This is a genomic window from Variovorax sp. CAN15 (genome assembly GCF_030462475.1).
Classification (GTDB): Bacteria; Pseudomonadota; Gammaproteobacteria; order Burkholderiales; family Burkholderiaceae_C; genus Variovorax.
Genome location: NZ_JASMRZ010000073.1, coordinates 1 through 25,774, shown reverse-complemented (window position 1 = coordinate 25,774; position 25,774 = coordinate 1). Strand labels below are relative to the sequence as shown.

General features: G+C 67.1%; 23 protein-coding genes and 1 riboswitch. Of the genes, 9 read left to right on the top strand and 14 right to left on the bottom strand.

From position 1 onward, the window contains the following. On the top strand, positions 1-334 hold a 334-nt coding region (locus QMO14_RS27440), incomplete at its 5' end, for a hypothetical protein (protein WP_301511035.1). A gap of 57 nt (positions 335-391) precedes the next feature. On the opposite strand, the gene QMO14_RS27435 is transcribed toward QMO14_RS27440, so the two are convergent. The 11 genes from QMO14_RS27435 to ribD all read right to left on the bottom strand — a co-directional run bounded on the left by QMO14_RS27435 (position 392) and on the right by ribD (position 10,040). Continuing rightward, positions 392-2,122, bottom strand: a complete 1,731-nt coding sequence (locus tag QMO14_RS27435; RefSeq protein WP_301511034.1) for a penicillin-binding protein 2 — start codon at positions 2,120-2,122, stop codon at positions 392-394. Between the two features lie 86 nt (positions 2,123-2,208). After that, a complete protein-coding gene (locus QMO14_RS27430; RefSeq protein WP_301511033.1) occupies positions 2,209-3,126 on the bottom strand; it encodes a cell envelope integrity protein TolA in 918 nt (305 codons plus the stop codon). A 3-nt stretch (positions 3,127-3,129) separates the two neighbouring features. Then, positions 3,130-3,567, bottom strand: a complete 438-nt coding sequence (locus QMO14_RS27425) for a biopolymer transporter ExbD (protein WP_301511032.1) — start codon at positions 3,565-3,567, stop codon at positions 3,130-3,132. 15 nt (positions 3,568-3,582) lie between these two features. Beyond that, complete coding sequence (gene tolQ / locus QMO14_RS27420) at positions 3,583-4,302, bottom strand: protein TolQ (RefSeq protein WP_301511031.1); 720 nt, start codon at positions 4,300-4,302, stop codon at positions 3,583-3,585. Next, a complete protein-coding gene (gene ybgC, locus QMO14_RS27415; protein WP_301511030.1) occupies positions 4,299-4,757 on the bottom strand; it encodes a tol-pal system-associated acyl-CoA thioesterase in 459 nt (152 codons plus the stop codon). Before ybgC ends, tolQ begins: the two co-directional genes overlap by 4 nt. Beyond that, entirely contained in the window at positions 4,757-5,950 is a 1,194-nt protein-coding gene (locus QMO14_RS27410; protein WP_301511029.1) for a pyridoxal phosphate-dependent aminotransferase, read from the bottom strand. Before QMO14_RS27410 ends, ybgC begins: the two co-directional genes overlap by 1 nt. Positions 5,951-6,002: 52 nt before the next feature. Beyond that, positions 6,003-6,533 (bottom strand): transcription antitermination factor NusB, encoded by a 531-nt coding sequence (nusB, locus tag QMO14_RS27405; RefSeq protein WP_301511028.1) that lies wholly within the window; start codon positions 6,531-6,533, stop codon positions 6,003-6,005. Next, positions 6,530-6,994: a 6,7-dimethyl-8-ribityllumazine synthase gene (gene ribH, locus QMO14_RS27400; protein ID WP_081271157.1), complete on the bottom strand. Its 465-nt coding sequence runs from the start codon at positions 6,992-6,994 to the stop codon at positions 6,530-6,532. Before ribH ends, nusB begins: the two co-directional genes overlap by 4 nt. 7 nt (positions 6,995-7,001) lie before the next feature. Next, the gene (gene ribBA / locus QMO14_RS27395) at positions 7,002-8,156 is read right to left on the bottom strand and encodes a bifunctional 3,4-dihydroxy-2-butanone-4-phosphate synthase/GTP cyclohydrolase II (protein ID WP_301511026.1); all 1,155 of its coding nucleotides are present in this window, start codon (positions 8,154-8,156) and stop codon (positions 7,002-7,004) included. Beyond that, on the bottom strand, positions 8,153-8,809 hold the full coding sequence (locus tag QMO14_RS27390; protein WP_301511024.1) for a riboflavin synthase: 657 nt from the start codon (positions 8,807-8,809) through the stop codon (positions 8,153-8,155). Before QMO14_RS27390 ends, ribBA begins: the two co-directional genes overlap by 4 nt. A 133-nt stretch (positions 8,810-8,942) precedes the next feature. Beyond that, the gene (ribD, locus tag QMO14_RS27385) at positions 8,943-10,040 is read right to left on the bottom strand and encodes a bifunctional diaminohydroxyphosphoribosylaminopyrimidine deaminase/5-amino-6-(5-phosphoribosylamino)uracil reductase RibD (RefSeq protein ID WP_301511023.1); all 1,098 of its coding nucleotides are present in this window, start codon (positions 10,038-10,040) and stop codon (positions 8,943-8,945) included. A gap of 230 nt (positions 10,041-10,270) precedes the next feature. On the opposite strand from ribD, the gene QMO14_RS27380 reads away from it, so the two are divergent. From QMO14_RS27380 to QMO14_RS27355, 6 genes are read left to right on the top strand one after another with little or no spacing between them, the layout of a single operon-like run. Further along, positions 10,271-10,774 (top strand): GspH/FimT family pseudopilin, encoded by a 504-nt coding sequence (locus tag QMO14_RS27380; RefSeq protein ID WP_301511022.1) that lies wholly within the window; start codon positions 10,271-10,273, stop codon positions 10,772-10,774. Continuing rightward, a complete protein-coding gene (gene pilV / locus QMO14_RS27375) occupies positions 10,771-11,313 on the top strand; it encodes a type IV pilus modification protein PilV (RefSeq protein ID WP_301511020.1) in 543 nt (180 codons plus the stop codon). The genes QMO14_RS27380 and pilV overlap by 4 nt, the downstream gene beginning before the upstream one ends. Then, positions 11,310-12,119 carry a PilW family protein gene (locus QMO14_RS27370; protein ID WP_301511019.1) on the top strand — a complete coding sequence of 270 codons (810 nt, stop codon included), beginning with the start codon at positions 11,310-11,312 and terminating at the stop codon, positions 12,117-12,119. Before pilV ends, QMO14_RS27370 begins: the two co-directional genes overlap by 4 nt. Further along, a complete protein-coding gene (locus QMO14_RS27365) occupies positions 12,116-12,823 on the top strand; it encodes a PilX N-terminal domain-containing pilus assembly protein (RefSeq protein ID WP_301511018.1) in 708 nt (235 codons plus the stop codon). Before QMO14_RS27370 ends, QMO14_RS27365 begins: the two co-directional genes overlap by 4 nt. A gap of 18 nt (positions 12,824-12,841) precedes the next feature. Beyond that, complete coding sequence (locus tag QMO14_RS27360; protein ID WP_301511016.1) at positions 12,842-16,285, top strand: pilus assembly protein; 3,444 nt, start codon at positions 12,842-12,844, stop codon at positions 16,283-16,285. A gap of 10 nt (positions 16,286-16,295) precedes the next feature. Beyond that, entirely contained in the window at positions 16,296-16,757 is a 462-nt protein-coding gene (locus tag QMO14_RS27355) for a type IV pilin protein (protein ID WP_301511015.1), read from the top strand. Between the two features lie 54 nt (positions 16,758-16,811). Here the strand turns inward: QMO14_RS27355 and nrdR are convergent, their stop codons facing one another. From nrdR to QMO14_RS27340, 3 genes are all read right to left on the bottom strand, one after another. Continuing rightward, positions 16,812-17,255: a transcriptional regulator NrdR gene (gene nrdR, locus QMO14_RS27350; protein WP_007836918.1), complete on the bottom strand. Its 444-nt coding sequence runs from the start codon at positions 17,253-17,255 to the stop codon at positions 16,812-16,814. A 24-nt stretch (positions 17,256-17,279) separates the two neighbouring features. Further along, a complete protein-coding gene (glyA, locus tag QMO14_RS27345) occupies positions 17,280-18,524 on the bottom strand; it encodes a serine hydroxymethyltransferase (protein ID WP_125951275.1) in 1,245 nt (414 codons plus the stop codon). Positions 18,525-18,565: 41 nt separating this feature from the next. Continuing rightward, positions 18,566-18,689, bottom strand: a riboswitch (ZMP/ZTP riboswitch). Positions 18,690-18,729: 40 nt separating this feature from the next. Continuing rightward, positions 18,730-19,566, bottom strand: coding sequence for a lytic transglycosylase domain-containing protein (locus QMO14_RS27340; protein WP_301511009.1), 837 nt, complete (start codon positions 19,564-19,566; stop codon positions 18,730-18,732). A gap of 670 nt (positions 19,567-20,236) precedes the next feature. Between QMO14_RS27340 and QMO14_RS27335 the strand changes: the two genes are divergently transcribed. Then, positions 20,237-24,058: a DUF748 domain-containing protein gene (locus QMO14_RS27335; protein WP_301511008.1), complete on the top strand. Its 3,822-nt coding sequence runs from the start codon at positions 20,237-20,239 to the stop codon at positions 24,056-24,058. Between the two features lie 228 nt (positions 24,059-24,286). Continuing rightward, positions 24,287-25,774: DUF349 domain-containing protein (locus QMO14_RS27330; RefSeq protein WP_301511007.1), on the top strand; the 1,488-nt coding region annotated here is incomplete at its 3' end.

Here is a 25,774-nt window from a genome sequence, read left to right as displayed (position 1 = left end):
GCCCGCGCGCGGCGGCTTCGAGGCGCGCTTCCAGGTGCAGCAGGTGTGGGACCTTGCCTCGGCGCGCTGCCGCTTCGGCAAGTTCCTGCGCGTGGCGGTCAACGGCAAGGCACCCGACATCGCGCGCCTGCTGAAAGACTTTCCCCCGCGCACCGAGCAGACCGAGGTGGGTGACCTGATCCAGGGGCTGCCGGTGCGGCTGTCGATGGCGCGCGGCGGCGCGCAGGTCGAGCTGCAACTGGGCGAGCGCGCCAGGTTCTTCCCGACCGACGCGGCATTGGCCAGCTGGACCGCGCAGGCCGAGGCGGGCAAGGCGCTGATCGTCTACGACTGATAGCCGCGCGAGCGCCGGGCAGCCATCGCGTGAGCGCGCTGCGCCTCTCTGCCGGCCTCAGTGCGCCATCGGCGTCACTGCGAGGTCGGGCACCACGTTCATGATGCGCAGCGTCTGCTGCACCACCTGGCTGAACACCGGCGCGGCCACGAGGCCGCCGAAGTACTTGCCGGCGCTGGGCTCGTCGACCATCACCGCGACGATGATGCGCGGCTTGTCGATGGGCGACATGCCTGTGTACCAGGCGCGGTACTTGTTGCTCGCGTAGCCCTTGCCGACCTGCTTGTGCGCGGTGCCGGTCTTGCCGCCCACCGAGTAGCCCACGGTCTGGGCCAGCGGCGCGGTGCCGCCGGGTGCGGCGGCCATGTGCATCATCTGGCGCACCTCGCTGGCCACCAGCGGCGAGAACACCCGCACGCCGGGCGGCTCCTCGCCGTGGTTCTTCAGCAGGCTGATGGGGATCACCTCGCCGTCGTGCGCGAAGGCCGTGTAGGCATGCGCGATCTGGAAGAGCGACGCCGACAGGCCGTAGCCGTACGACATGGTGGCCTGCTCGATGGGGCGCCACGATTTCCACGGGCGCAGCCTGCCGGTCACCGCGCCGGGAAAGCTGGTCTGCGGCTTCTGGCCGATGCCCACCGCGGTGAGCGAGTTCCACATCTCCTGCGCCGACATGCGCTGCGAGATCTTGGTGGCTCCCACGTTGCTCGACTTCTGGATCACGCCCTCGACCGTGAGCACGCCGAAGTTCTCGTCGTCGTGGATGGTCGCGCCCGAGACGGTGATGCGCCCCGGATTGGTGTCGATGATGGTCTTGGGCGTGACCCGGCCCAACTGCAGCGCCGTGGCGATGGTGATGGGCTTCATCGTCGAGCCGGGCTCGAACACGTCGGTCATCGCGCGGTTGCGCAGCTGCTCGCCCTTGAGGTTGCGGCGGTCGTTGGGGTCGTAGCTCGGGTAGTTGGCCATGGCCAGCAGCTCACCGGTCTGCGCGTCGACCACCACCACGCTGCCGGCGCGCGCCTTGTTGGCGACCACGGCGTCGCGGATCTTTTCGTAGGCCACGAACTGCACCTGGTCATCGATGCTCAGCTGGATGTCGTGGCCCGGCGTGGGCGGCACCTGGTCCTCGGTGTCCTCGATGATGTGGCCCAGCCGGTCCTTCAGCACGTGGCGCGAGCCGGCCTTGCCGGCCAGCTCGTGGTCGAAGGCGAGTTCGATGCCCTCCTGGCCGATGTCCTCCAGGTTGGTGAAGCCCGCCAGGTGCGCCGCAGCCTCGCCCTCGGGGTACTGGCGGCGGTAGTCGCGGCGCAGGTAGATGCCCTTGATGTCGAGCGCGGCTACCTGCCTCGCGACGGGCTCGTCGACCTGGCGCTTGATCCAGACGAAGCTCTTGTCCTCGTCCTCCAGCTTCTTGTCGAAGTCTTTCTGCGGCATGCCGAGCAGCCTGGCGGCCTGCTTGAGCTTTTCCTGCGTGGCGGGGTCATCGCGCTCGATGTCCTCGGGAATGGCCCAGACGCTGGGCGCGGGAATGTCGGAGGCCAGGATCAGCCCGTGCCTGTCGAGGATGCGGCCCCGGTTGGCCGGCAGCTCCAGCGTGCGCTGGTATCGCACTTCGCCCTGGTGCTGGAAGAAGTCGTTGGCGAAGATCTGGATGTAGGCGGCGCGTCCTGCCAGCAGCACGAAGCCGAAGGCGACACTGGCCACGATGAACTTGCTGCGCCACACGGGGGTGGGGCTGGCCAGCAGGGGACTGCTGCCGTAGCGGATGCGGCCGTTGGGGTTCATGAGCCCTGATTATCGAGTTCCGGGTGACATGAAAGTCACCCGGAACGGGCCCGTTTTCTTAGCTGCGGGTTAGGCGCGCACCGAAATCAGCGCTTGGGCCGCAGCGTCACGATCAGCGAAGGGAAGATCCGCCCGTCGGTGTCGCGAGGCAGCTTGTCGGTCTTGCGCAAGCCGCGCTCGGCAGCGTCGTCCCAGCCCGGCAGTCCGCTTGACTTGCTGAGCTTGACGCCGACGATGGTGCCGTCCGGAGCAAGGCTCACTTCGAACTCGGCAGCCGGATTGCCGCTCACCGTGTCGGCGTCGGGGAAGGTGATGTTCGGTCGCACCGCTGCTGCAATGCGGCCGGCATAGCCGCTCGACGGGCCCGAGGATCGCAGCGCCGTGCCCTTCGAATCATCGGCGCCGCTGGCGCCCGCGAGGCCCTGCATGCGCTTGAGCGTTGCAGCGCGGTCGGCGGCCGCCTGCTTCGCGGCGGCCTCGGCCTTCTTCTGCTCGGCCTGCTTTGCTTCGGCTTCCTGCTGCTTCTTCTGTTCGGCCAGCTTCTGCTGCTGTTCCTTCTTGCGCTGGGCTTCTTCCTCGGCGCGCTGCCTGGCTTCCAGCTCTTTCTTCTTCTGCTGTTGCTGGCGTTCGAGTTCGCGCTCCTGCTGTTCCTTCTGCTCCTTGAGCTTCTTCTCGCGCTCGAGGGCGATGTCAGGGGCTTTCGGTGCGGGAGCGGGCTCGGGTGCCTTCGCTGCAGGAGGCGGTGGCGGCGCGGGGGCGGGCGGCGGCGGCGCGGGAACCGGGGCGGGCGCGGGGGGCGCCTGCAGGCGGGGCGCCGCCTGCTGCACCGTGGACGACCACAGTTCCGCGTCGACAGCGCCTTCGTCCGCATCGCTGCGCCAGCGTACGCCCCACGTCAGCGCCGCGATCAGCAGGCCGTGGGCGATGAGCGCCAGTACCAAGGCACGCAGGGTACCGCGCTGCGGTGGCGGTGCGAACTCGGGGCGATCCAGTGCGAGCGACATGCCTTACTTGCCGCCCGTGGTCGTGACCGACAGGCCCACGCGCTCGATGCCGTTGCGCTTGAGCTGGTTCATCGCCTTCACGACGGTCTCGTACTTCACCGACTTGTCGGCGCTGATGACTACCGGGCGCTGGTCGTCGCCGCCCTGAGCCTGCTTGGCGGCCGAGCCGATCTGCGTCATGGGGATCGAGGTGCCGCCCGTGCCGGTGGACGGGTCCTTCTTGATCTGCACTTCGTCTTCGCTCTTGATGACGATCTCGATGGGCTTGTCGGGCTGCTTGTTGGCACGGTCGACGGAGGGCAGGTTGATCACGCTCGGCGTGATGAGCGGTGCGGTGACCATGAAGATGATCAGCAGAACCAGCATCACGTCGATGAACGGGACCATGTTGATCTCGTTGATCGTCCGGCGGCCGCGGCCCCGGGATGAAACGGCGGGCATGCGCTGCGCCTCCGTTCAGCGGTTGGCCGGAGCCACCGACGACGCAACGCCCGCGTTCGGGTTGGCCGACAGGTTGCGCTGCAGGATGTTGGAGAACTCCTCGATGTAGGTCTCGAGGGCGATGGCGATCTTGTCGATCTCGCGGGCGAAGCGGTTGTAGCCCACGACCGCCGGGATGGCGGCGAACAGGCCGATGGCGGTGGCCACCAGCGCCTCGGCGATGCCGGGGGCCACGGTGGCCAGCGTCACCTGCGCCAGCGCGGCCAGGCCGGTGAAGGCGTGCATGATGCCCCAGACCGTGCCGAACAGGCCGACGTACGGAGAGACGGAGCCGACGGTGGCCAGGAAGGAGAGGTTCTGCTCGGCTGCATCCAGCTCGCGCTGGAAGCTCGCGCGCATCGCGCGGCGGGCGCCGTCGAGCAGGGTGCCGGCGTCGGTGACGTGGCGCTCGCGCAGCTTCTGGTACTCGCGCATGCCCGAGGCGAAGATGCGCTCCATGGGGCCGGCGAACTTGGCGTTCTGCGCGGCCGAGGCGAACAGTTCGTTGAGGCTGGTGCCCGACCAGAACTCGCGCTCGAAGTCGTCGTTGAGGGCACGCATGCGCCGCAGCGCGAAGTACTTGCGGATGATCGCGGCCCAGCTTGCGATCGAGACGATCACCAGCAGCAGCACGACCAGTTGAACCACGAAGCTCGCATGGAGCAGGAGATTGATGATGGAGAGGTCTTGGTTCATGGCTTGAAAGTTTGAGTCATGGAGCCGCTGTAGCGCTCCAGGGTTCCCGTCACCTGTTTCGGGATGCGTGCGGGCCGCAGCGTGGCGGCGTCCACCCATCCGATGCGGATCGTGCCTTCGCACAGCAAGACGGGTGCCGGGGCCCCCGTTCGCTCTTGCTCTGTTTTTGATAGCACGCGCTGGCCGATTATCAACGACGCGGTGCCCAATTGTTGAAGATCGGCTGTAACGAGCAGTTCGTCGTCCAGCCGCGAGGGCCGATGGTATTTGAGCTGCGTTTCGCTCACCACGAACTGGCCACCCGTTTCCTCGCGCAGCTTGCGCTGCTCCACGCCCAGCGAACGCAGCCACTCGGTACGGCCGCGCTCCATGAACTTCAGGTAGTTGGCGTAGAAGACGATACCGCCGGCATCGGTGTCTTCCCAATAGACGCGGATCGGGAACGCGTAGCTCATCAGACCCGGTTCTCTGCCATCGCCCGCAGGCGCTCGATGGACTCCTGCAGGTGCGTCATCGAGCTGGCGGTGGAGAAGCGGACGAACTTCGCGGTCTCGGCGGTGCCGAAGTCGCGGCCGGGCGTGACGGCGACATGCGCGCGCTTCATGGTCTCGAAGGCGAAGTCCCAGCTGCCCGAGATGCCGAGCTTTTCGGCGAAGGCGGTGCAGTCGGCCCAGGCATAGAAGGCGCCGTCGGGCACCACGGGCACGTTCAGGCCCAGCGCGTTGAGCTGCGGAATGAACCAGTCGCGGCGCGCCTTGAACTCGGCGCGGCGGCGCTCGTACTCGGCGATGCTCTCGTCCTCGAAGCAGGCCAGCGCCGCGTACTGCGACACCGTGCTCGCGCAGATGAAGAGGTTCTGCGCCAGCCGCTCGACCACGGGCACCAGCACTTCGGGCACCACCAGCCAGCCGAGGCGCCAGCCGGTCATGTTGAAGTACTTGCTGAAGCTGTTGATGCTGATGACGTTCTCGTCGATGGCCAGCGCCGTCTGCCCGAAGGCGTCGTCGTAGGAGAGGCCGAGGTAGATCTCGTCGATCAGCGTGATGCCGCCGCGCTTCGACACCGTTTCATGGATGCGGCGCAGCTCATCGGGCGCGATGGAGGTGCCCGTCGGGTTCGAAGGCGATGCCAGCAGCACGCCGCGCGTCCTGTCGGTCCAGGCGGCCTCGACCTTGGCGGCCGTGAGCTGGAAGCGCTCCTCGGCCGTGGTCGGAATCAGCACCGCCTTGCCCTCGGCAGCGCTCACGAAGTGGCGGTTGCACGGATAGCTCGGGTCGGGCATCAGGATCTCGTCGCCCGACTCGATCAGCGCCAGGCAGGCCAGCTGCAGCGCGGCCGACGCACCGGCCGTGACGACGATGCGGCGCGCCGGCACGTCGACGTTGAAGCGCTGGCGGTACCAGGCGCTGATGCGCTCGCGCAGATGGTCGAGGCCGGTGGCCTGCGTGTACTGCGTGGCGCCGGCACGCACCGCGCGGGCGGCCGCTTCCTGCACCAGCGGCGGGGCGGTGAAGTCGGGCTCGCCGATGTTCAGGAAGATCATCGGCCGGTCGGTGTGGGCGACCTCGCGGGCCAGCACGCCGGCCGCCTTGGCCACTTCCATCACATAGAAGGGCTCGATGCGCTGCGCGCGCGTGGAAATTCTCATCGCACCCCCTGGCTGAGGCGCCGTGCGCCTTCGGGCGGCCGGACGGCCCTGGTCATGGCCTGGCCTTGCCCGATGCCCGGTCGGCTTCCACTTCGAGCGGACGAAGCTGCGGCGCCAGCCCGTTGAGCACCGCATTCACATACTTGTGGCCGTCGGTGCCGCCGAATTCCTTGGCGAGCTCGATGCACTCGTTGAGCACCACGCGCCACGGTACGTCGGGGCAGTTCTGGAATTCATAGACGCCGATCCACATCACGGCGTGCTCGATGGGCGAGATTTCCTCGAACTTGCGGTCCAGCAGCGGGCGGATCAGCGCGTCGAGCTGCTCGGCGCCTTCGATCGAGCCGTGCAGCAGCGCGTCGTAGTGCAGTGCGTCGGCCTTGTGGAAGCCCGCGAGGTCGCGCGTGAAGTGGTCGATATCGGTCGGGTCGTTGCGGCCCACCAGGTGCTGGTAGAGCGCCTGCAGCGCGAACTCGCGCGCGCGGGTGCGGTTCGACTTGGCCGAGGCCTTGCGCGCGCCGGTGCTGGTGAGTCCGACGCGCGATTGCCGTGGCTTGGTTGGCTTGGAGGTGTCTTCGGTCATGAAAGCGTGGCCAGCAGTTGCGCCATCTCGACAGCCACGCGGGCAGCGTCGCGGCCCTTGTCGGTCTGGCGGGCGACGGCCTGCTCGAGGTTTTCGGTGGTGAGGATCGCGTTGGCGATGGGCAGGCGGTAGTCGAGAGCCACGCGGCTCACGCTGGCGCCCGATTCGTTGGCCACGAGTTCGAAGTGGTAGGTCTCGCCGCGGATGATGCAGCCCAGCGCCACCAGCGCGTGGTAGCCGCCGCGCTCGGCGAGCGCCTGCAGCGCCACCGGCACTTCGAGCGCGCCGGGCACCTGCAGGTGGTGGATGTCGTTGGCGGCCACGCCGAGTGCCTCGAGCTCCGAGAGGCAGGCCGAGGCCAGCGCGTCGGTGATGTCGGCGTTGAAGCGCGCCTGCACGATGCCGATGCGCAGGCCTTTTCCGTTGAGTGGCGTGTTCTCGCCCTTGTTTGCGCCTTGCATGGTCTGGTCAGTCTTTCGTGAGGTAGCCGGCAATCTCGAGGCCGTAGCCCGCCGCCATGCTCGGCATGCGACGCGGCGTGCCCAGCAGGTTCATCTTGTGCACGCCGCATTCGCGCAGGATCTGCGCGCCGATGCCGTAGCTGCGCAGGTCCATGCGGCCGCGCTCGGGTGCCTGCGCGGGTCGCGCGGTGCCGTCGAACTGGGCGAGCAGCTCGCCCGCGGTTTCGCCGCAGTTCAGCAGCACGGCCACGCCCTTGCCCTCGTTCGCGATGTGCGAGAGGCTGGCGTCCAGGCTCCAGGAGTGCAGCGAGCGGTTGATTTCGAGCGCGTCGAGCACCGACAGCGGCTCGTGCACGCGCACCGAAACCGTCTCTTCGGGTGCCCACTTGCCGCGCACCAGCGCCAGGTGCACGCCGCGGCTGGGCTTGTCGACGAAGGCGTGGGCGGTGAAGGCGCCCCAGTTGGTCTGGATCTCGCGGCAGCCGACTTTTTCGACCAGCGATTCGACGCGGCTGCGGTGCTCGATGAGCGCGGCGATGGTGCCGATCTTCAGGCCGTGCTCGGCCGCGAAGATCTGCAGGTCGGGCAGGCGGGCCATGGTGCCGTCTTCGTTCATCACCTCGCAGATCACCGAGGCGGGTGAGCAGCCGGCCATGGCGGCGAGGTCGCAGCCGGCTTCGGTATGGCCGGCGCGCATCAGCACGCCGCCGTCCACCGCCTGCAGCGGGAAGATGTGGCCGGGCTGCACCAGGTCGGCGGCCACGGCATTGGGCGCCACGGCGGCCTGCACTGTGCGCGCACGGTCGGCCGCCGAGATGCCGGTGGTCACGCCCTCGGCCGCCTCGATGGAGACGGTGAAGGCCGTGGAGTGCTTGGCGCCGTTGCGCTGGACCATCGGCGGCAGCTGCAGCCGCTCGCACATCTCGCGCGAGAGCGTGAGGCAGATCAGGCCGCGCGCATGGCGGGCCATGAAGTTGATCGCCTCGGGCGTGATGTGGTCGGCCGCGATGACGATGTCGCCCTCGTTCTCGCGGTCTTCCTCGTCGACCAGGATCACCATGCGGCCGGCGGCGAGCTCGGCCACGATCTCCTCGACCGAAGAGATCGGGGCTGGTGCGCGCGCGGCGCGGGGGGCGCCGATCGGCGTGATGGAGGCGTTCATCTGGAAGTGTCCTTGGATGGAGTCGGTGTGAGCACGCCCGCCTGAAGCATGCGCTCCACGTAGCGCGCCACGGTGTCGATTTCGAGGTTGACCTTCGAGCCGGCCTTCAGGCCGCCGAGAGAAGTGTTTTCGACGGTGTGCGGGATCAGGTTGATGCTGATCTCGGCGCCGTCGGCGATATCGCTCACGCTGTTGACAGTGAGGCTCACGCCGTTGATGGTGATCGAGCCCTTGTAGGCAAGGAAGCGGGCCAGCGCGACGGGCGCGACCACGCGCAGTTCCCAGCTTTCGCCGACCGGCTCGAACCGGCTGACGCTGCCGATGCCGTCCACGTGGCCAGACACGATGTGGCCGCCGAGGCGGTCGCTCGCGCGCAGGGCCTTCTCGAGGTTGATGCGGCTGCCTTCGTCGGTCAGGCCCGCGGTCTTGTCGAGGGATTCGGCGGAGATGTCGATGGTGAACTGCTGGCGCTCGGGAGCGAGCGTGGTGACGGTCATGCAGGCGCCGTTGAGCGCGATGCTGTCGCCGAGACCGACGTCGTCGAGGTAGCCCGCGGGCACCTCGATGCTGAGTCTCTTGCCATGKGAGGAGGTGGTGCCGAGGTCGTGGATGGYGGCGATGCGCCCCACGCCGGTGATGATTCCGGTGAACATCCCGGCATTTTCGCAGACATCCTGAGCCCCCCGGCTTTTCATGGCGCTTCGTGCCATGTAATTCACCTCCTCCCGAGGGGAAGGCGCGGCCCACCTTGGGGCGGCCCGGCGGCGGCCGACCACGCACCGAAGGCTAGAAGACGTCCCTTCCGGCGACCCGGGCCACGATGCGCAGGTCGGGCCCGATCTGCTCGAAGCCGCGGAATTCGAGGGGAAGGGCGCCCGTCAATTCGGTCAATGCGCCGCCGGCGTGCATGCCGGATGCGATATCCAGCCCGTCGCCGATCAGTTTCGGCGCCAGGTAGATCAGCAGTTCGTCGACCAGCCCTTCGCGCAGCAGCGAGCCATTGAGCTTGTGCCCGGCCTCGACGTGCAATTCGTTGACTTCGCGGCGGGCGAGATCCTTCAGCATCGCGGCGAGGTCGACCTTGCCCTGCGCATTCGGCAAGCAGGTGACGGTTGCACCGCGCGCCTCCAGCACAGCCGCCTTCTGTTCGTCCTGCCTGGCGGCGTAGATCCAGACCGCGCGGCCGGGCATGAAGAGCTTTGCATCCGGGGGCGTCTGCAGCTGGCTGTCGATCACCACGACGCGCGGCTGGCGCGTGGTCTGCACCAGCCGCACGTCGAGGCGCGGATCGTCTTCCAGCACCGTGCCCACGCCGGTCAGCACTGCGCTGGCGCGAGCCCGCCAGGCATGGCCGTCGGTGCGCGCCGGCTCGGAGGTGATCCACTGGCTCACACCGTTGCGCAGGCCGGTCTTGCCGTCCAGCGAGGCCGCCGCCTTGAGTCGCACCCACGGCGTCTTGCGCACCATCCGGCTGAAGAAGCCGAGGTTGAGCTCCCGAGCCTCGTCCGCACCCGGCCCGACCTCGACCTGCACGCCCGCGGCACGAAGCCGCTCGAAGCCCTGGCCCGAAACAAGCGGGTTGGGATCGGCCATCGCCGCCACGACCCGGCCGATGCCTGCCGCGACCAGGGCATCGCAGCACGGGCCTGTACGGCCGTGATGCGAACAGGGCTCCAGCGTGACCCAGGCCGTCGCGCCGGCGACCGAATTGCCTTGCGCCGCCGCGTCGCGCAGCGCCATCACCTCCGCATGCGGACCGCCGACCTGCTGGGTGTGGCCCTTGCCGATCACGGTGCCGTCGGGCGCCACCAGCACGCAGCCGACGCGGGGGTTCGGATCGGTTTCCGGGCCGGCCTGGCGCGCGAGATCCAGGGCCTGAATCATGAAATTCGGATTTTCTTTTGTCATTCTTTTGTTAAATCAATTGCCTTGCAAATGTCAATTCGAAATCCATCGAAAACAATTCGCCGCCAATCCGTTTGTTTTGACCGCCTGTCGCGCAATTGGCGTTATTGGCCGGCCAACGGTCAATCGGATAAATAGAATTCGCGCCCATCTGAATCAGGGAGGAACGCCCGTCCGGCACGCAGGTGCAAGGCGGCGGGCGGAACGATATGGACAACAACGGATTCTGCGCGTCCGAACGAGGCTTCACGCTCATCGAGATGATGGTCGTGATCGTACTGATGGCTGTCATGCTGGGATTGGCGCTGCCGAGCTTCAACGGCCTCATTGAACGGTATCGGGTCGAAGCCATGGCCAAGGCGCTGATGGCAAGCATCGCCGATGCCCGCGCCGAGGCGGCTCGCCGAGGGGTGAAGGTGACCATGCAGCAGCGCACGGGGTGCCAGGGCCGGGACTGGAGCTGCGGCTGGGAGACGCTGGTCGGAAGCGGCGACGCCGCCGAATTCCTCAAGCGCCAGGACCCCGACAGCCGTGTCTCCATCGAGAAGGGCGCGGCTGGCGCCATGTCGTTCGACCCCATGGGCTACTCGACCGGCGGGGGCCGTTTTCGCCTTCGTCCGGCCGACAGCGGGGATTCATCCAAGATCGTCGCGGTATGCCTTTCGCTCGGAGGGCGCATGCGGCTGGTGAAGGCGGACGGCGCATGCTCATGAAGCGCCTTCGCGTTCGCCGGGTGGGGCAGGTGCAGCGGGGCTTCTCGATGATCGAGGCGCTCGTCGCGCTGCTCGTGCTCTCGCTGGGCCTGCTGGCGCTGGCCGGCTTCCAGGTTCGCGTGCTGGTCGACAGCGTCGGCGCAAGCAACCAGAACCTCGCGATGCAACTCGCCGGCGACATGGCCGATCGCATCCGCGCCAATCCCGCAGCAGCGGCGACGACGCCCAGCAAGTACGTGACAGACTGGTCGGCCGCAGCAGCCAGCGGCCCCAAGCCGTCCTGCGAGGGAGCCAGGGCTGCATGCAATGCCGCCGAWCTGGCGGCGCACGATATCTGGGGCTGGAAGCGCGCGGTAGCTGCTGCCTTGCCCGGCGGGGTGGCCGACGTGAAGGCCAGCGCGACGGCGGGCGGCATGCTGTTCTTGCATGTCGCCTGGGACGAGCCGGCAGTGCTCGACCCGATCGCACCCGACCCGGACTGGCAGTGCCCCACGGGCAAGGCCTGCCTCGAAGTCGCCGTCGCGGTGCCGCAGCCATGAAACGCCGAACGCCATCCGGCTTCACGCTGGTCGAGTTCCTCGTCGCGCTGGTCGTTGGCATGCTGATCGTGCTGGCCGCCATCGCGGCTATGCTCGGCACGCGCAGCACCGCCATGGCCGGCGACGACGTCAACACGCTCAACCAGTCCTCGGCGCTGGCTTTCAGGCTGCTGGGCCAGCAGATACGGCAGGCCGGCTACATCCCCATCGATCCCACCGAGCCGCTCTACTACTTCAACACCAGCGCCGGCCGGGACACCAACCTGACAGACGAGCCCGCCTTCTTCGCGATCAAGGGCGTGGAGTCCGAGAGCGGCTCCGGTAACGACAAGCTGAAGCTGGGCTACGCGCCGAACCCCGACTATTTCAAGGACTGCCTGGGTCAGGAGCCAGGGCGGTCTTCGGGCGGCGAATACGACCGTACCGCCCCCGAAGCGCAGGGCAACGCGCGGCTCATCACCAGCGAGTTCTATGTTTCGAACTACACGCTCAGGTGCCAGGGAAGCGGCAACGCGATTCCGCAGCCGGTCATCGACGGCGTGGAGCGTTTCGACGTCATGTACGGGGTCAGCGCCATGTCCGGAAGCCGGCAGGTGGTGCGCTACGTGAAGGCCGACGACGTCGATGAGGGCTTCCGCGACGTCCGGACGGTACGCATCTGCCTGCAGCTCGCGGGCACCTCGAGGAGCAACCCTGCAGGCAGCTACGTCGACTGCGACGGGGTCTCGAAGACGAGCAGCGACGGCAAGCTGCGGCGTGTCTACACGGCAGTGTTCTCGCTGCGAAACGACCTGGGGGCGTTGTGAGCACGGCGAAGGCGAAAGGTCCCGCCCACAGGCTGGCCGGCGAACTGCCGGCGCAGCAGGGCTTCACGCTCTTCATCGTGATGATCATGCTGCTGCTTTCGGCCCTGCTGTTGATCGGCGGTGCGCGCACCGCGGTGCTTCTCGAGTCGATGGCGGGCAACCAGCGCGAATACCAGCGCGCCTTCGAGGCTGCCGAGGCAGCGCTGCTGGATGCTGAGCGCGACATCCGGCAACTGGCCTTCGATTCCGCGAGCAAGACCTACGTGGCGTGTTCGGCACTCGCCACGGCGCGCTGCCGCAAGGCAGAAGACGGCCGCGTCTTTCCCGACCGGGATACGGGCTGGGTTACCGCCTACATGAACGCCGGCCCCAACAGCTGCGAGCGGGGCATCTGCTATTTCTCCGAACCCGATTCGGTCGCCGCCGCCTACGGCAGCGAGGCCTACCGCTTCTGGCGCGACGATGCCTACAAGCCCAAGTCCGCCAGGTACGGCGAGTTCACCGGAGCGCCCAAGGCCAGCAGTCCGGCGCTGGCCGGCGCCAGGTACTGGATCGAGGTGATCGACCGACGGAACAGCAAATACCCGCTGTATCGCATCACGGCGACCGCCACGGGAGCGCGCAGCGGCACCGGCAAAGGGGATGCGACGAAGGTCGAGCTGCAGGTGTCCTTCGATCCGGACCCGGTCTCCGGGGTGAACTGAATACAGGGAGAGAAAGAGATGAGGATCAGGAAGCTGCCGGGACGCGCCGTCGTGTCCGGTCTGGTGCTGGCACAGACCGTCGTGCACGCCGCGCAGTATCCGCTGGCGCAGGTGCCGCGAAATTCCGCGGTCGCGGAGCCGGCGCCGAACGTGATCGTTTCGGTGGATAACTCCGGAAGCATGGATTTCTCATCGCGCGCTTCGGACCCGTCAGGGGCGCCTCCCGCGGGAGTGCCATCTCGGATGAACGCTCTCAAGACCGCGCTCAGGAGCAGTTTTTCGGCTGCCAGCATTCCGGACGGCCGGATCCGCCTCGCATGGCAGGCCATGAACGACAACAAGAAGAGCAATGACACCTGTGTCGGCTTCCTGGGTGACGTTGGGCCCGGCGACTATCACGCCAGCCGATGCCAGATTGGAGGCGTTTCCAACGCGAACTCGATGCGTCCACTGGATCAGCGGCACCGCGCGAATTTCATGAGCTGGGTGGACGGGCTGCACGCAAACAACGGCACCCCCTTGCACGCCATGATGACCCGTGCCGGCGAATACATGAAGACGACAGGTCGCTATAGCCCCTATTCGGACAACCCTGGCGTCGACGGGGCCACGCAGTCGGGCTGTCGCCGATCCTTCCACATCTTCATGACCGATGGCGAATACAACCTTTTCGGATTCAACCCGCAGCCAGAGAAGCTGAACATGCCGGCGATAGGCAATGCGGACGGCTCTGTTCGTACGCTGCCCGATTCCACGACCTATGTGCCTCGACCGCCCTACAAGGACGATGCGGGCAGCGTCAACGATGTAAGCAGTTGGAGAAGGGGCTACTCCGGTTGGAACTACGCAACTTGGAAGCCTACGGCCGAATACAGGCCCACCTTGGCGGACATGGCGTTTCACTACTGGGCAGAGGATCTCCAGCCGGCGGTGCCGAACAATCTCAGGCGAATCACCGCCGAGGCCGGCACTACAACAGTCGGCACGGCCGTGGTGCCAGAGTACTGGAATCCCAAGAACGATCCAGCCTCTTGGCAGCATCTGACAACCCATACCATCGGTTTCGGCTCGGCGTCCTCATGGGAAGGAGCTCCAGTCATCCTGGCAGATGCGAAGCAACCCTCTTACAGCGGGGACTATGCACATCTGGTCGACGGCTCCATAAGCTGGAGAGATCCCCTGAAGTCGACATTGATGACGACGGAGGAGGTCGGCTGGTTCGGCGATGTCAACCTCCGCTCTCCGAACTGGTACTCCAACGCTGGCACCTATGGCTATGCCCACTCGAGGGCAGCCAATGCGGCCGCTGTGCGCATGGACCTCTGGCATGCAGCAATCAATAGTCGAGGAACCTTCACGCCCGCCTCGAATTCGCAGGCGCTCAGCGATGCCTTCAAATCCATCCTCAACCAGATTCTGGTCAACACTGGCACCCCGCTGACCTCCATTTCCGCCAGCGCTTCCCGAGTCTCGACGGGCACTTCCGTCTATCAGGCCGGCTACGACACGGCCGACTGGTCCGGCAGACTCAGCGCCACGAAGTTCGGCGCCGACGGCAGGCTCGCTGCCAAAGCCGACTGGTCGGCGCGCGACCTGCTCGATACCCGCATGGCAAGCACTGGCGCACACGACCGGGACCGCGTTGTGCTCAGCTTCTCCGGCACCACGGCTGCGTCTGCGGGCCGCGCAGCGACCACCGGCGCGGGCGTGCCGTTCAGGTGGGCCGACTTGAGCGACGCGCAGAGGGCCGCGCTCAAGGCCAGCACCGACACCGACGCCGAGAGCACCGCCCTCGGCCGGGCCGTGCTCGACTTCCTGCGCGGCGACCGCAGCAACGAGGGCGCCGGTCGCCAGTTCCGCAAGCGCGGCCATGTGCTCGGCGACATCGTGGGCTCCAGCGTCTGGTACGAGGGACAGCCCAAGAGCGGCTTCACGGCTGAGGCCTATTCGGCGTTCGCTGCCATCCCCCGCGCGCCGATGGTCTATGTCGGCGCCAACGACGGCATGCTGCATGCGTTCAACGCGAGCACCGGCAAGGAGGCGTTCGCCTACGTGCCCGAAGGCCTCTACGGCACGGCGGCGGCGCCGAATCTCAAGCGGCTCAGCGAAGGCGGCTACACCCACCGGTACTACGTCGACGGCAGTGCCTTCGTCGCCGACATCTACATGGGGCCGACATCCTCGGCCAAGACGATCGACGAGCAGAAGGCGGCGAACTGGAAATCTTTGCTGGTGGGCACGCTGGGCGCAGGTGGCAAGGGCTACTTCGTGCTCGACGTCACCCGGCCCGAGAGCGTCGACGAGGGCAAGGCCGCCAGCGTCGCGCTGATCGACACGACCGCGCTTGCGGACGACGACCTGGGCCATCAGTTCCAGCAGCCCGCGCTCGACTCCTTCTCGGGGCGGGCGTTGCAGGTCGCCCGGTTGAGCAACGACCGAAAGGCCCTGATCCTGGGCAACGGCTACAACAGCAAGAGCGAGAAGGCGGTGCTGTGGATCCAGTATCTCGATGGCGACAAGGAGATCCTCAAGTTTGCCGTCCCGGCCGCGCAGGCGAAGAACACGGGCAACGGCCTGTCCGCGCCGCGTCCGGTGGACCACGACGGCGACGGCAAGGTCGACCTCGTCTACGCCGGCGACCTCCTCGGCAACCTCTGGAAGTTCGACCTCAGCAGCCCCGACAGCCGCCGGTGGAAAGCCACCATGGGGCCCTTCGACAAGCGCCGCGCGGCCGGTTCGGAATCTGCCTCCGGCCTCGACGACAAGCCGTTGTTCGCGGCAGGCGCCAGCCAGCCGATCACGGCGGCGCCCGTCGTGGTCGGGCACCCCCGTGGGGGCTACATGGTGGTGTTCGGTACCGGACGGCTGTTCGCCTCGGGCGACGAAGGCTCGACAGCGGACCAATACCTTTACGGCATCCGGGACCCGGCCAACGGAAGCTCGGGCACCGCGGCCCTCACCGACCTGGTGGCGCAGACCATTGGGGACACCCCTGTCCGCGAAGGCGATGCCGAACTGCGCACCGTATCCCGCAATGCGGTGAGCTTCGGCGGTTCGCAGGCCCGGCGCGGCTGGTATCTGAAGCTGCCAACGGCAGGAGAGCGCGTCGTCTATCCCGGCCACGCCTTGGGCAGCAGCCTCGGCCTGTTCTCGACAACCATCCCTGGCTCGAGCAGCAACTCGGTCGACTGCACGGCGGGCACTGGCGACGACGGGTGGTCGCTGCTGATCGACTTCTTCAGCGGCTCCGCGCCCGCGGGTATTTCCTACACCACATCCGGCGCGGTGGGCGCCTACGCGGGGTTCCGGAACCGCTCCGGCCGGAACGACCTCGTCCTGCAGCCCCAGAACCAGCAGAAGGGCAAGGAGGTGATCTGCAATGCCGCGGGCGACTGCAAGTCACCCACTCGGCCGGACAACGTGCGCCGCTTCGGATGGCGCAGCCTGATCTCCAGCAACTGAAACGGAAAGCATGAACAACAACTCCGAAGCACAAGCCCGCCAGCAGACGCGTTCCCGCGGCTTCACGCTGATCGAACTCATGATCGTGACCGCGGTGATCGGCGTCCTCGCCGCCATTGCGTATCCCAGCTACACGCGCTATGTGCTGCGGGCCAAGCGCGCCGATGCGAAGCAGCAATTGCTGCAGGCGGCGCAATGGAACGAACGCTACCTGACGGCCAACGGCAGGTATCCGCCCAGCAGCGTCGCGTTGCCGGCCGGGCTGAGGCAGTCGCCGTCGTCCGGCTCGGCCAGCTACGACATCGGCTATGTCGACAGGAGCGAGACCAGCTACACCTTGAAGGCCGTACCGCAGGGCGCGTCAGCCGCAGACGAGTGCGGAACGCTCACGGTGAACCATCAGGGAGTCAAGCTGGCCGCCGGACAGACGAGCGCCTCGGATTCACAGGTGCAACTCTGCTGGACCCGCTGAGGGCCGGCAGGAGAAGGAGCCCCGAGGGAACTGAGGGAAGGGCGCCAGCGCAGATCAGATGTCGCGCAGCAGCTGCCTGAATTCGTCCACGTCCTCGAAGCTGCGATACACCGAGGCGAAGCGAACGTAGGCGACCTTGTCGAGCTTCTTGAGTTCGCGCATGACGAGTTCGCCGACCTTGGTCGAGTCGATCTCTCGCAGGCCGCTGGCCAGCAGCTTCTGTTCGATGCGCAGCAGGGCGTTGTCGATCTGCTCGATGCTCACCGGGCGCTTGCGCAGCGCCAGCATCATGGAGGCGCGCACCTTGGTCGAGTCGAAGTCGGCGCGGCTGCCGTCCTTCTTCACGACCACGGGAAAGTTGACGTCGGGCCGTTCGTAGGTGGTGAAGCGCTTGTCGCAGGCGCTGCACTGGCGGCGCCTGCGGACGAAGTCGGCGTCTTCCGAAACGCGGGTTTCGACGACCTGCGTTTCAAGATGACCGCAAAAAGGGCATTTCATGCGGTCAGGTTTTCCTGCTCGGAATCAGCGGTAGACAGGGAAGCGGCTCGTCAGGGCGTGAACCTTGGCGCGCACGGCTTCGATGTTCGCCGCATCGCGCGGGTTCTCGAGCACGTCGGCAACCAGGTTCGCGGTGATTCGGGCCTCTTCGTCCTTGAAGCCGCGTGTGGTCATGGCGGGGGTGCCGATGCGCACGCCGCTGGTGACCATCGGCTTTTCCGGGTCGTTGGGGATCGCGTTCTTGTTGATCGTCATGTGGGCGCTGCCCAGCACGGCTTCGGCTTCCTTGCCGGTGATGCCCTTGGCGCGCAGGTCGACCAGCATCACGTGGCTTTCGGTGCGGCCGCTCACGATGCGCAGGCCGCGCTGGGTGAGGGTCTCGGCCACGATCTGGGCGTTCTTGACCACCTGTTGCTGGTAGGCCTTGAACTCGGGCGACATGGCTTCCTTGAACGCGACGGCCTTGGCGGCGATCACGTGCATCAGCGGGCCGCCTTGAAGGCCCGGGAAGATCGCGCTGTTGATGGCCTTCTCGTGCTGCGACTTCATCAGGATGATGCCGCCGCGCGGGCCGCGCAGGCTCTTGTGGGTGGTGGAGGTGACGATGTCGGCGTGCGGCACCGGGTTGGGGTACACGCCCGCGGCCACGAGGCCGGCATAGTGGGCGATGTCGACCATGAAGATCGCGCCGACGTCCTTGGCCACCTTGGCGAAGCGTTCGAAGTCGATGCGCAGCGAATAGGCCGAGGCGCCCGCGATGATCAGCTTGGGCATGTGCTCATGCGCCTTGCGCTCCATCGCGTCGTAGTCGATGGCTTCGTTCGCGTCCAGGCCGTAGCTCACGACGTTGAACCATTTGCCGCTCATATTGAGAGGCATGCCGTGGGTCAGGTGGCCGCCTTCGGCCAGGCTCATGCCCATGATGGTGTCGCCGGGCTTCAGGAAGGCGAGCATCACGGCTTCGTTGGCCGAGGCGCCGCAATGCGGCTGCACGTTGGCGGCGTCGGCGCCGAAGATCTGCTTGACGCGGTCGATGGCCAGCTGCTCGGCCACGTCGACGTGCTCGCAGCCGCCGTAGTAGCGCTTGCCCGGATAGCCTTCGGCGTACTTGTTGGTGAGCTGCGAGCCCTGTGCGGCCATGACGGCCGGGGAGGCGTAGTTCTCGCTGGCGATCAGCTCGATGTGGTGTTCCTGGCGTGCGTTCTCGGCTTGGATCGCGGCCCAGATTTCAGGGTCGGTCTGTTCGACCAGGATATTGCGTTGGTACATGGCAGTCCTTTGAAGACGAGGTCCTTGTTCTTCAACCAAACAAGGGCTGCCCAGGCGAACGGCTGAACGCCTGTATGACCAGGCGGTACGCTTCCCAGTGGTATTCCACGTCAGCGCGTAGCACCTTGAAGGGTGCCGCGCCTATCGCCAGTCGCGTACCGGGCGAGTGTAGCTCAGGAGGCTCTACCCGCGCGGCAAAACTCCTTCAGGAAACGGAGGAGAGCAAGGCCACCTTGGCCGGCTCGCTGCCTTCCTCGCGCTTGGCGGGAGGCGCCGCCACCGGGATCGGCTGCGGGCGAACGGTTGGCGTGATGGTCGAGGGCGCGCGGCCGTTGGCGACCTGCAGCAGGCGCTCGTGCTCGGCCATCACCTTGGCGGCGTAGCCGCCGTCGTCCTCGAGGTTGGCCGCGCCCACGTAGTAGCGCAGGCCGCCTTCGAGGGAGCCGGCGCGGGCGATGCATTCCTGCAGCACCTTCACGCCGACGCGCATGTTGGTCACGGGGTCGAAGGCGGTGAGCGTGCCACCCGCGCTTTCGTACTTGTCGCCGTGCACACGGGTCATGACCTGCATCAGGCCCTGGGCGCCGACCTGGCTCTGGGCGAAGGGATTGAAGCTGGATTCGACGGCCATGATCGCGAGGATCAGGGTCGGGTCGATCTTCGTGCGCTTGCCGATGCCATAGGCCTCGGCCACCAGCACGCTCAGCGGCTCGGCGGCCACGCGGTACTTCTTGCTCAGCCAGTAGGCCACGGCAGCCTGCTGCTTGGGCAGGTCGGCGGGGCTCGCGGCCGTGGTGCGCTCGATGGCGGTCGGTTCGAGGTCGGTGGCTTCGGGCGCGGGCTTGCGCGACTGCAGCCAGCCCATCAGTTCTTCTTCGCCAGTCTTGCGCAGGTCGGGCCGCGCCACCAGTGCGAGGGCCGCGAACACGATGGCCAGGCCGACCAGCGCAAACCCGTTATGGGTGATTTCAAAAAAGCCGTCTGCCACATCGGACACGAAGGTCCTCAGCCCTCGGGCCGTGGCATCAAACGCCTTGTTCATCGCTCTTCCTTTCTGTGCGGCACCCGAGTCGCAACGCCATCGAAGGCGAGGGATGAGGGCAGCGGCGCTTGGATTGGTACGAATCAGGCTCCGCGCATGGAATGGAGGGGGTTGGGAGCGCGGCGGCCTGATCAAGCCGGGGGAATTCGGCAGCGGATTCAGGTGGCCCCTCTGCGTCGGGCAGTCAGGGCAGCGCGGATTCTAGCGTGGCTAAATACCCGGTCAAGAATAAGAATTTGTTTCCTTATGCTTTTAGATGTTTAAAAGTTGGCGTCCCAAGAGCCGTTTCGGCTTACGGGAAATCCCTTTGTAAAACTCGTTTGCAATCGGAGGGAGCGACGCCTAATCTGAACGGGCCTGGTTTTTTCAGGCGTTTTTCCGAGACCCGGGCAACCCCAGGGTGCAAGTCCGAGGGTTCAGCGGTCGAGGAGCCACGGTGGCAATCTCTTGCCGCCAGCACGGCGGGAACCATTGACTTCCGGTCGCGCGAATCGATGGCATGGGTTTTGTGCCCGCCATCAAGCCCGGTGATGAGACTTTCCGTCGACTCACCGGGCTTTCTTCTTCTGTGCCCTCCCGCGAAGATCTTTCTCCGGTATTTCTTCCGGGGATGGGCTTGCGCCCTTTCCTCGTACCTGGCGCCGATGCGTGTTTGCGGCACACTCCAGCGATGGACGTAGCTTCGATCAAACAGAACAAATGGGTGCGACGTGGGATCGTCGCGCTGCTTGCGTTACTCGCCTTCTGGGTCATCGCCTGGCTTGCAGTACCGCCGATCGCCAAGAGCCAGCTCCAGAAGATCGCCAGCGAAAAGCTTGGACGGCAAGTCACCGTCGGCAAGATTGACTTCAAGCCCTGGACCCTCGAGCTCACGCTGAACGACCTGCGCATCGCCACCGCCGACGGCAGCAAGCCGCAACTGGCGGTCAGCCGCATCTACGCAGACGCCGAGCTGCAATCGATCTTCCGCCTCGCGCCGGTGATCGACGCCGTCACCATCGACGGCCCGGCCATCCTGCTCACGCACCTGGCCGATGGCAAGTACGACATCGACGACATCCTGGCCAGGCTCTCGGCCGGGCCGCCGCCCGACCCGAACGCCAAGCCCGCGCGCTTCGCCATCTACAACATCGCGATCAACGGCGGCTCGGTCGACTTCGACGACCAGACCGTCAAGCGCAAGCACGAGCTGCGCGACTTCGTGCTCAAGGTGCCTTTCCTGAGCAACCTCGACTCCAAGCGCGACATCAACACCGAGCCCAAGCTCGCCTTCTCGCTCAACGGCAGCAAGTTCGACTCCGCCGCCTTCACCACACCCTTCGCCGCCAGCCGCAAGACGGACGCCCACGTGCAGTTCAAGGGCCTCGACCTCGTGCCCTACCTCGGCTACATCCCCGGTGGGCTGCCGGTGAGGCTGCAGGCGGGCAGCCTCGATGCCGACCTGAAGATCGGCTTCGAGCAGGGCGCCACCACCGGGCTGAAGATCACCGGCACGGTCGAGGCGCACACCACCAAGGTGGCCGACGCGCGCGGCCGTGACCTGCTGGCCTTCGAGTCGCTCAAGCTGGGGCTGGCCGACGTGCGTCCGCTGGAGTCGGTGTTCCACCTGAGCGAAGTCTCGCTTGCCAACCCGCAACTGGCGGTGGCGCGTGACGCGGCCGGCAAGCTCAACCTGCTGGCCACCGACCCGGCCACCGGCGCAGCCGAAAAAGTCGCCGCGCCGCCCGCCGCGGCCGCGAGCGCACCTGTCGCAGCCGGCAAGCCGGCGCAGAAACCGGTGCTCAAGGTGCAGGTCGACAAGGTCGCGCTGAGCRGCGGGCGCATCGGCTGGCGGGACGAAACCGTCAATCCGGCCGCCGCCGTCGATGTCACCGATCTCGGCATCGACGTCTCGGGTGTCACCTGGCCGATGGAAAAGCCGGCCGAGTTCAGCGGCAGCACGGCCGTTGCCGGCGCTTCGCTCAAGTTCAAGGGCAGCGCCACCGACAAGGTGGCCGACGTGCAGACCGAGGTCGACGCGCTGCCGCTGTCGCTGGCCGCGCCCTACCTGGCGCAGAGCCTGGAGCCCACGCTCGACGGCAAGCTCAGCGGCCAGATCGACATCGCCTGGGCCCAGCCCGACCTGAAGTTCAAGGCACGCCGCGTGTCGGCCGATGGCCTGGCGCTCACCCAGGGCAAGACGGCTCTGGCCAGCGTCGGGCGCTTCGAACTGGTCGACGCCGAGGCCGACATGACGAAGCACACGTTGAGCGTGGCTTCGTTCACCGCGACCAACCCCAAGATCCGCGTTGAGCGCGACAGCGAGAAGCGCTGGATGTTCGAACGCTGGCTCAAGACGCCCGCCGGCGGTGGCGCCACCCGGGAGGCCGAGGCGAAGGTCGCAGCACCCAAGGCCACAAGTGCCGAGACGCCCCAGCCCGCTGCCAACACCAGGCCCTGGGCGCTGACCGTCGGCACGCTGGCTGTCGACAATGGCGCCCTCTCTTATTCAGACAAGGCCGCCGCCACCCCGGTGACGGTGGAGGTCACGGCCTTCAGGCTGCACGCCCAGAAGCTTGCGCCCGAAACCAGCACGGTCTCGCCGCTGGAAGTCTCGGGCCGCATCGGCTCCAGGCGCTCCGAGCCGGGCCGCTTCGACTACAAGGGCAACATCGTGCTCAAGCCGCTGGCGGCCGAGGGCAGGGTGGAGATCGCATCTTTCCCGGCGCATGCCTTCAAGGCCTACTACGCTGACGCGCTCAACGTCGACATCCGCCGAGCCTTCGCGAGCTATCGCGGCACAGTGCGCTACGCGACCTCGCCTTCGGGCATGAGTGTCAAGCTGGCCGGCGACACCGCGCTAGACGATTTCCGCGCCAACAGCGTCTCGCTGACCCAGTCGCCCGGCTTCGACCGCAACAACAACCAGTTGCTGAGCTGGAAGACGCTGAGCCTGCGCGGCCTGCAGGTCAGCCTGGCGCCCAACGCGCCACCGAACGTGGATGTGCGCGAAACCACACTGACCGACTTCTTCGCCCGCGTGATCGTCGACCCCACCGGCCGGCTCAATCTGCTGAGCCTGACCAAGAAGGGCGAGGCCGAGGCGAATGCAGCCGCAGCCGCCGCCAGCGAGGCCAGCACCCGCAAAGGCCCGGGGGGCACGACCACCACGACAGCCAAGGCTTCGGCGCCGAAGGCCGTGGGCGGCAGGCCGATGTCGGCCGAGGAGATGGTCGGCGCCGCTCCCGAACCCGCCAAGCCGGTGGCCGCCGCCGCGCCGGTGGCACCGGCCGATGCCGGCCAGGCGCCGGTCATCAACTTCGGCCCGATGAGCCTGGTCAACGGCAAGATCGACTTCACCGACCTGTTCGTCAAGCCCAACTACTCGGCCGACCTGAGCGAGCTGACCGGCAAGCTCAGTTCGTTCTCGTCGAACCCGCCCAAGGGTGAGGGCGGCCGGCCCGCGCTGGCCGACCTCGAGCTGCGCGGCAAGGCTCAGCAGACGGCGGCGCTCGAAATCACCGGCAAGCTCAACCCGCTGGCCAAGCCGCTCGAGCTCGACATCACCGCCAAGATGCGCGACCTCGACCTGGCGCCGCTGTCGCCGTACTCGGTGCGCTACGCCGGCCACGGCATCGAGCGCGGCAAGATGAGCATGGACGTCAACTACAAGGTCGCGCCCGATGGCCAGCTCACCGCCACCAACAAGCTGGTGCTCAACCAGCTGCAGTTCGGTGACGAGGTGGCCGGTTCCACCAACAGCCTGCCGGTGAAGCTCGCCGTGGCGCTGCTGGCCGACCGCAACGGCGTGATCGACGTCGACCTGCCGCTCAGCGGCTCGCTCAACGACCCGCAGTTCAGCGTCGGCCCGCTGATCTGGAAGGCGGTGGTCAACCTGGTCGTCAAGGCGGTGACGGCGCCGTTCAGCCTGCTCACGGGAGGGCTGGGCGGTGGCAGCGGTGAATCGAGCGCCATCACTTTCGAGGCCGGCAGCTCCGAACTCAGCGCTTCCGCCAAGGAAAGCCTGGACAAGGTCGCCAAGGCGCTGGCTGACCGGCCCTCGCTGCAGATGACGGTGGTCGGCACCTCCAGCCTCGAGAAGGAGCGCGACGCCTATCAGCGCCAGCGCGTGCGCCAACTCGCCTATGCCGAGAAGCGCCGCGTCGCGGTGCGCGGCGGCCAGAGCGGCACGGACATTGCGCCCGTCACCGACGCCGAGTATCCCGAGTTGCTGACTGCCGTGTACAAGCGCGCCGACATCACCAAGCCGCGCAACATGATCGGCCTGGCCAAGGACCTTCCGCTGCAGGACATGGAAAAGCTGCTTTTCGCCAGCGTGCCGGTCGACGAGGAATCGATGCGCCAGCTCGCCGTGGAGCGCGGCGCCGCCGTGCGCGACTACCTGCTCGCGAAGAAGCTGCCCAGCGAGCGGCTCTTCCTGGGTGCGGTGCGCACCAGCGCCAGCGGCAGCAACTGGAAGCCGGGCGCGGAACTCAGTCTGACTATGAAATAGCGTGAACCGGCAGGCGGCATACGGCACTGGTCCGATCTGCCGCCACGACTTGGTTTTTCCCTTGAGCTTGCTATATATGTAGTCCGCCAGCTTCCTCACCCGCAACCCGCCGGAGCACGCCGTTTCAGGACGGAATTCAGTGACCGGGCGCAAGTGGGTGAAAATGTCGAGGTGCGCCGGCCTTTGCCGGCGCCTTCGCTTTCTCTACCAAGACAACGATTTCGCGCAGTGACCTCTACTTCTTCCAAGCCACACGACCTTCAGGCCCTCGACACGCTCACCGGCGGCGCCTTCACCGCGCCGACTTCCGGCGAGCGCGCCGCGCGCATCCGCGACTGGCTCGCGGGCAACCCTGCGCCCGAGCAGATGCAGGAAGTCTTCAAGGAACTGAGCGGCCGTGACAAGGGCGCCGCGCGCCTGCTGCGCGAAAAGCTCGACGAGCTCAAGCGCGCCAAGGGGCAGGAGGCCATCGCCGCCGAATGGGCGCAAAAGGCGGAAGCCCTCGTCGGTCAGTCCAAGCTCAACATCGCGGACGCGCTGGCCTGGCAGCGCGATGCCGCCAAGGCGGGCGCGCCGCTCTCGCGTGAGCCGCTGGCCGGCCTGAAACTCAAGCTCTCGGAGCGCGTCAAGGGCATCGAAGACCTGCAGCATCGCGCGCAGGTGCACCGCGAAGCCGCCGTGCTGCTGGCGCAGCGCTTCGAGGTGCTTTCCACCAAGGGCTGGCAGGACGCCCAGGTCGCCGAGGAATCGCTGCGCGCCGACGTGGCGCACTGGCAGCAACAGGCGACCGAGATCGCCGCCGACGCCAACTGGAGCAGCCTCGACGCCAAGTTCGCGCCGCAGCTCGAATCGTCCAAGTCGCAGCTGCTGGTGGTTTCCGATGCGTTCCACAGCGCGCTGGCCCAGGCCGTTGCCGCCGCGGCGGATGCCGCGGCGCCGCTGCCGCCCGTGCCCGTGTGGGCCGATGAGCTTCGCGCCGCGCGCGGCGAAGTCGCGGCGCCCAAGCCCGCCGCTCCGGCCCGCCCGGCTGCGCCCAAGGTCGATCCGGCCGTGCGCGCCGCTGCCCAGGACGCCGTTCAGGCCGCGCTCGCCAAGCTCGAACAGGAAACAGCCGAAGGCCATGGCAAGGCAAGCGCAGGCGCGGCCGCCGCGCTGCGCGCCGTGCTCAAGGAACACGGCAAGCTGGTCGAGGCACCGCTCGAAGCCCGCGTGCATGCCGCGCTGGTGGCAGCCGGTGAACTCGAAGGCTGGCAGCGCTGGAGTGCCGACAAGGTGCGCGAAGACCTGGTCGCCAAGGCCGAAGGCCTGCTCAAGCGCCCCGAAGGCCAGGCCCTCGGTGGCCGCAAGATGCAGGAAACGCTGCGCTCGCTGCGCGACCAGTGGAAGCAGGCCGACCAGGGCGGCGTGCCCAACCATGCGCTGTGGAAGCGTTTCGACGAAGCCTGCAACGAAGCCCACAAGGTGGTCGAGGCTTGGCTCGAAAAGGTCCGTGCCGACGCGGCCGAGCATCGCGCGCTGCGCGTTGCGCTGATCGAGGAGGTCAAGGCCTGGGCTGCCGAACATGCAGGCGCCACCGACCTGAAGGCGCACAACCGCGCGCTGCACCAGTTCGCCGACCGCTGGCGCGATGCCGGCCACGTGGGCGAGAAGGTGTTCGCCGAGCTGCAGCCGCTGTGGAACGAAGCCTTCGGTGCCGCCCGCGCGCCGTTCGAGACG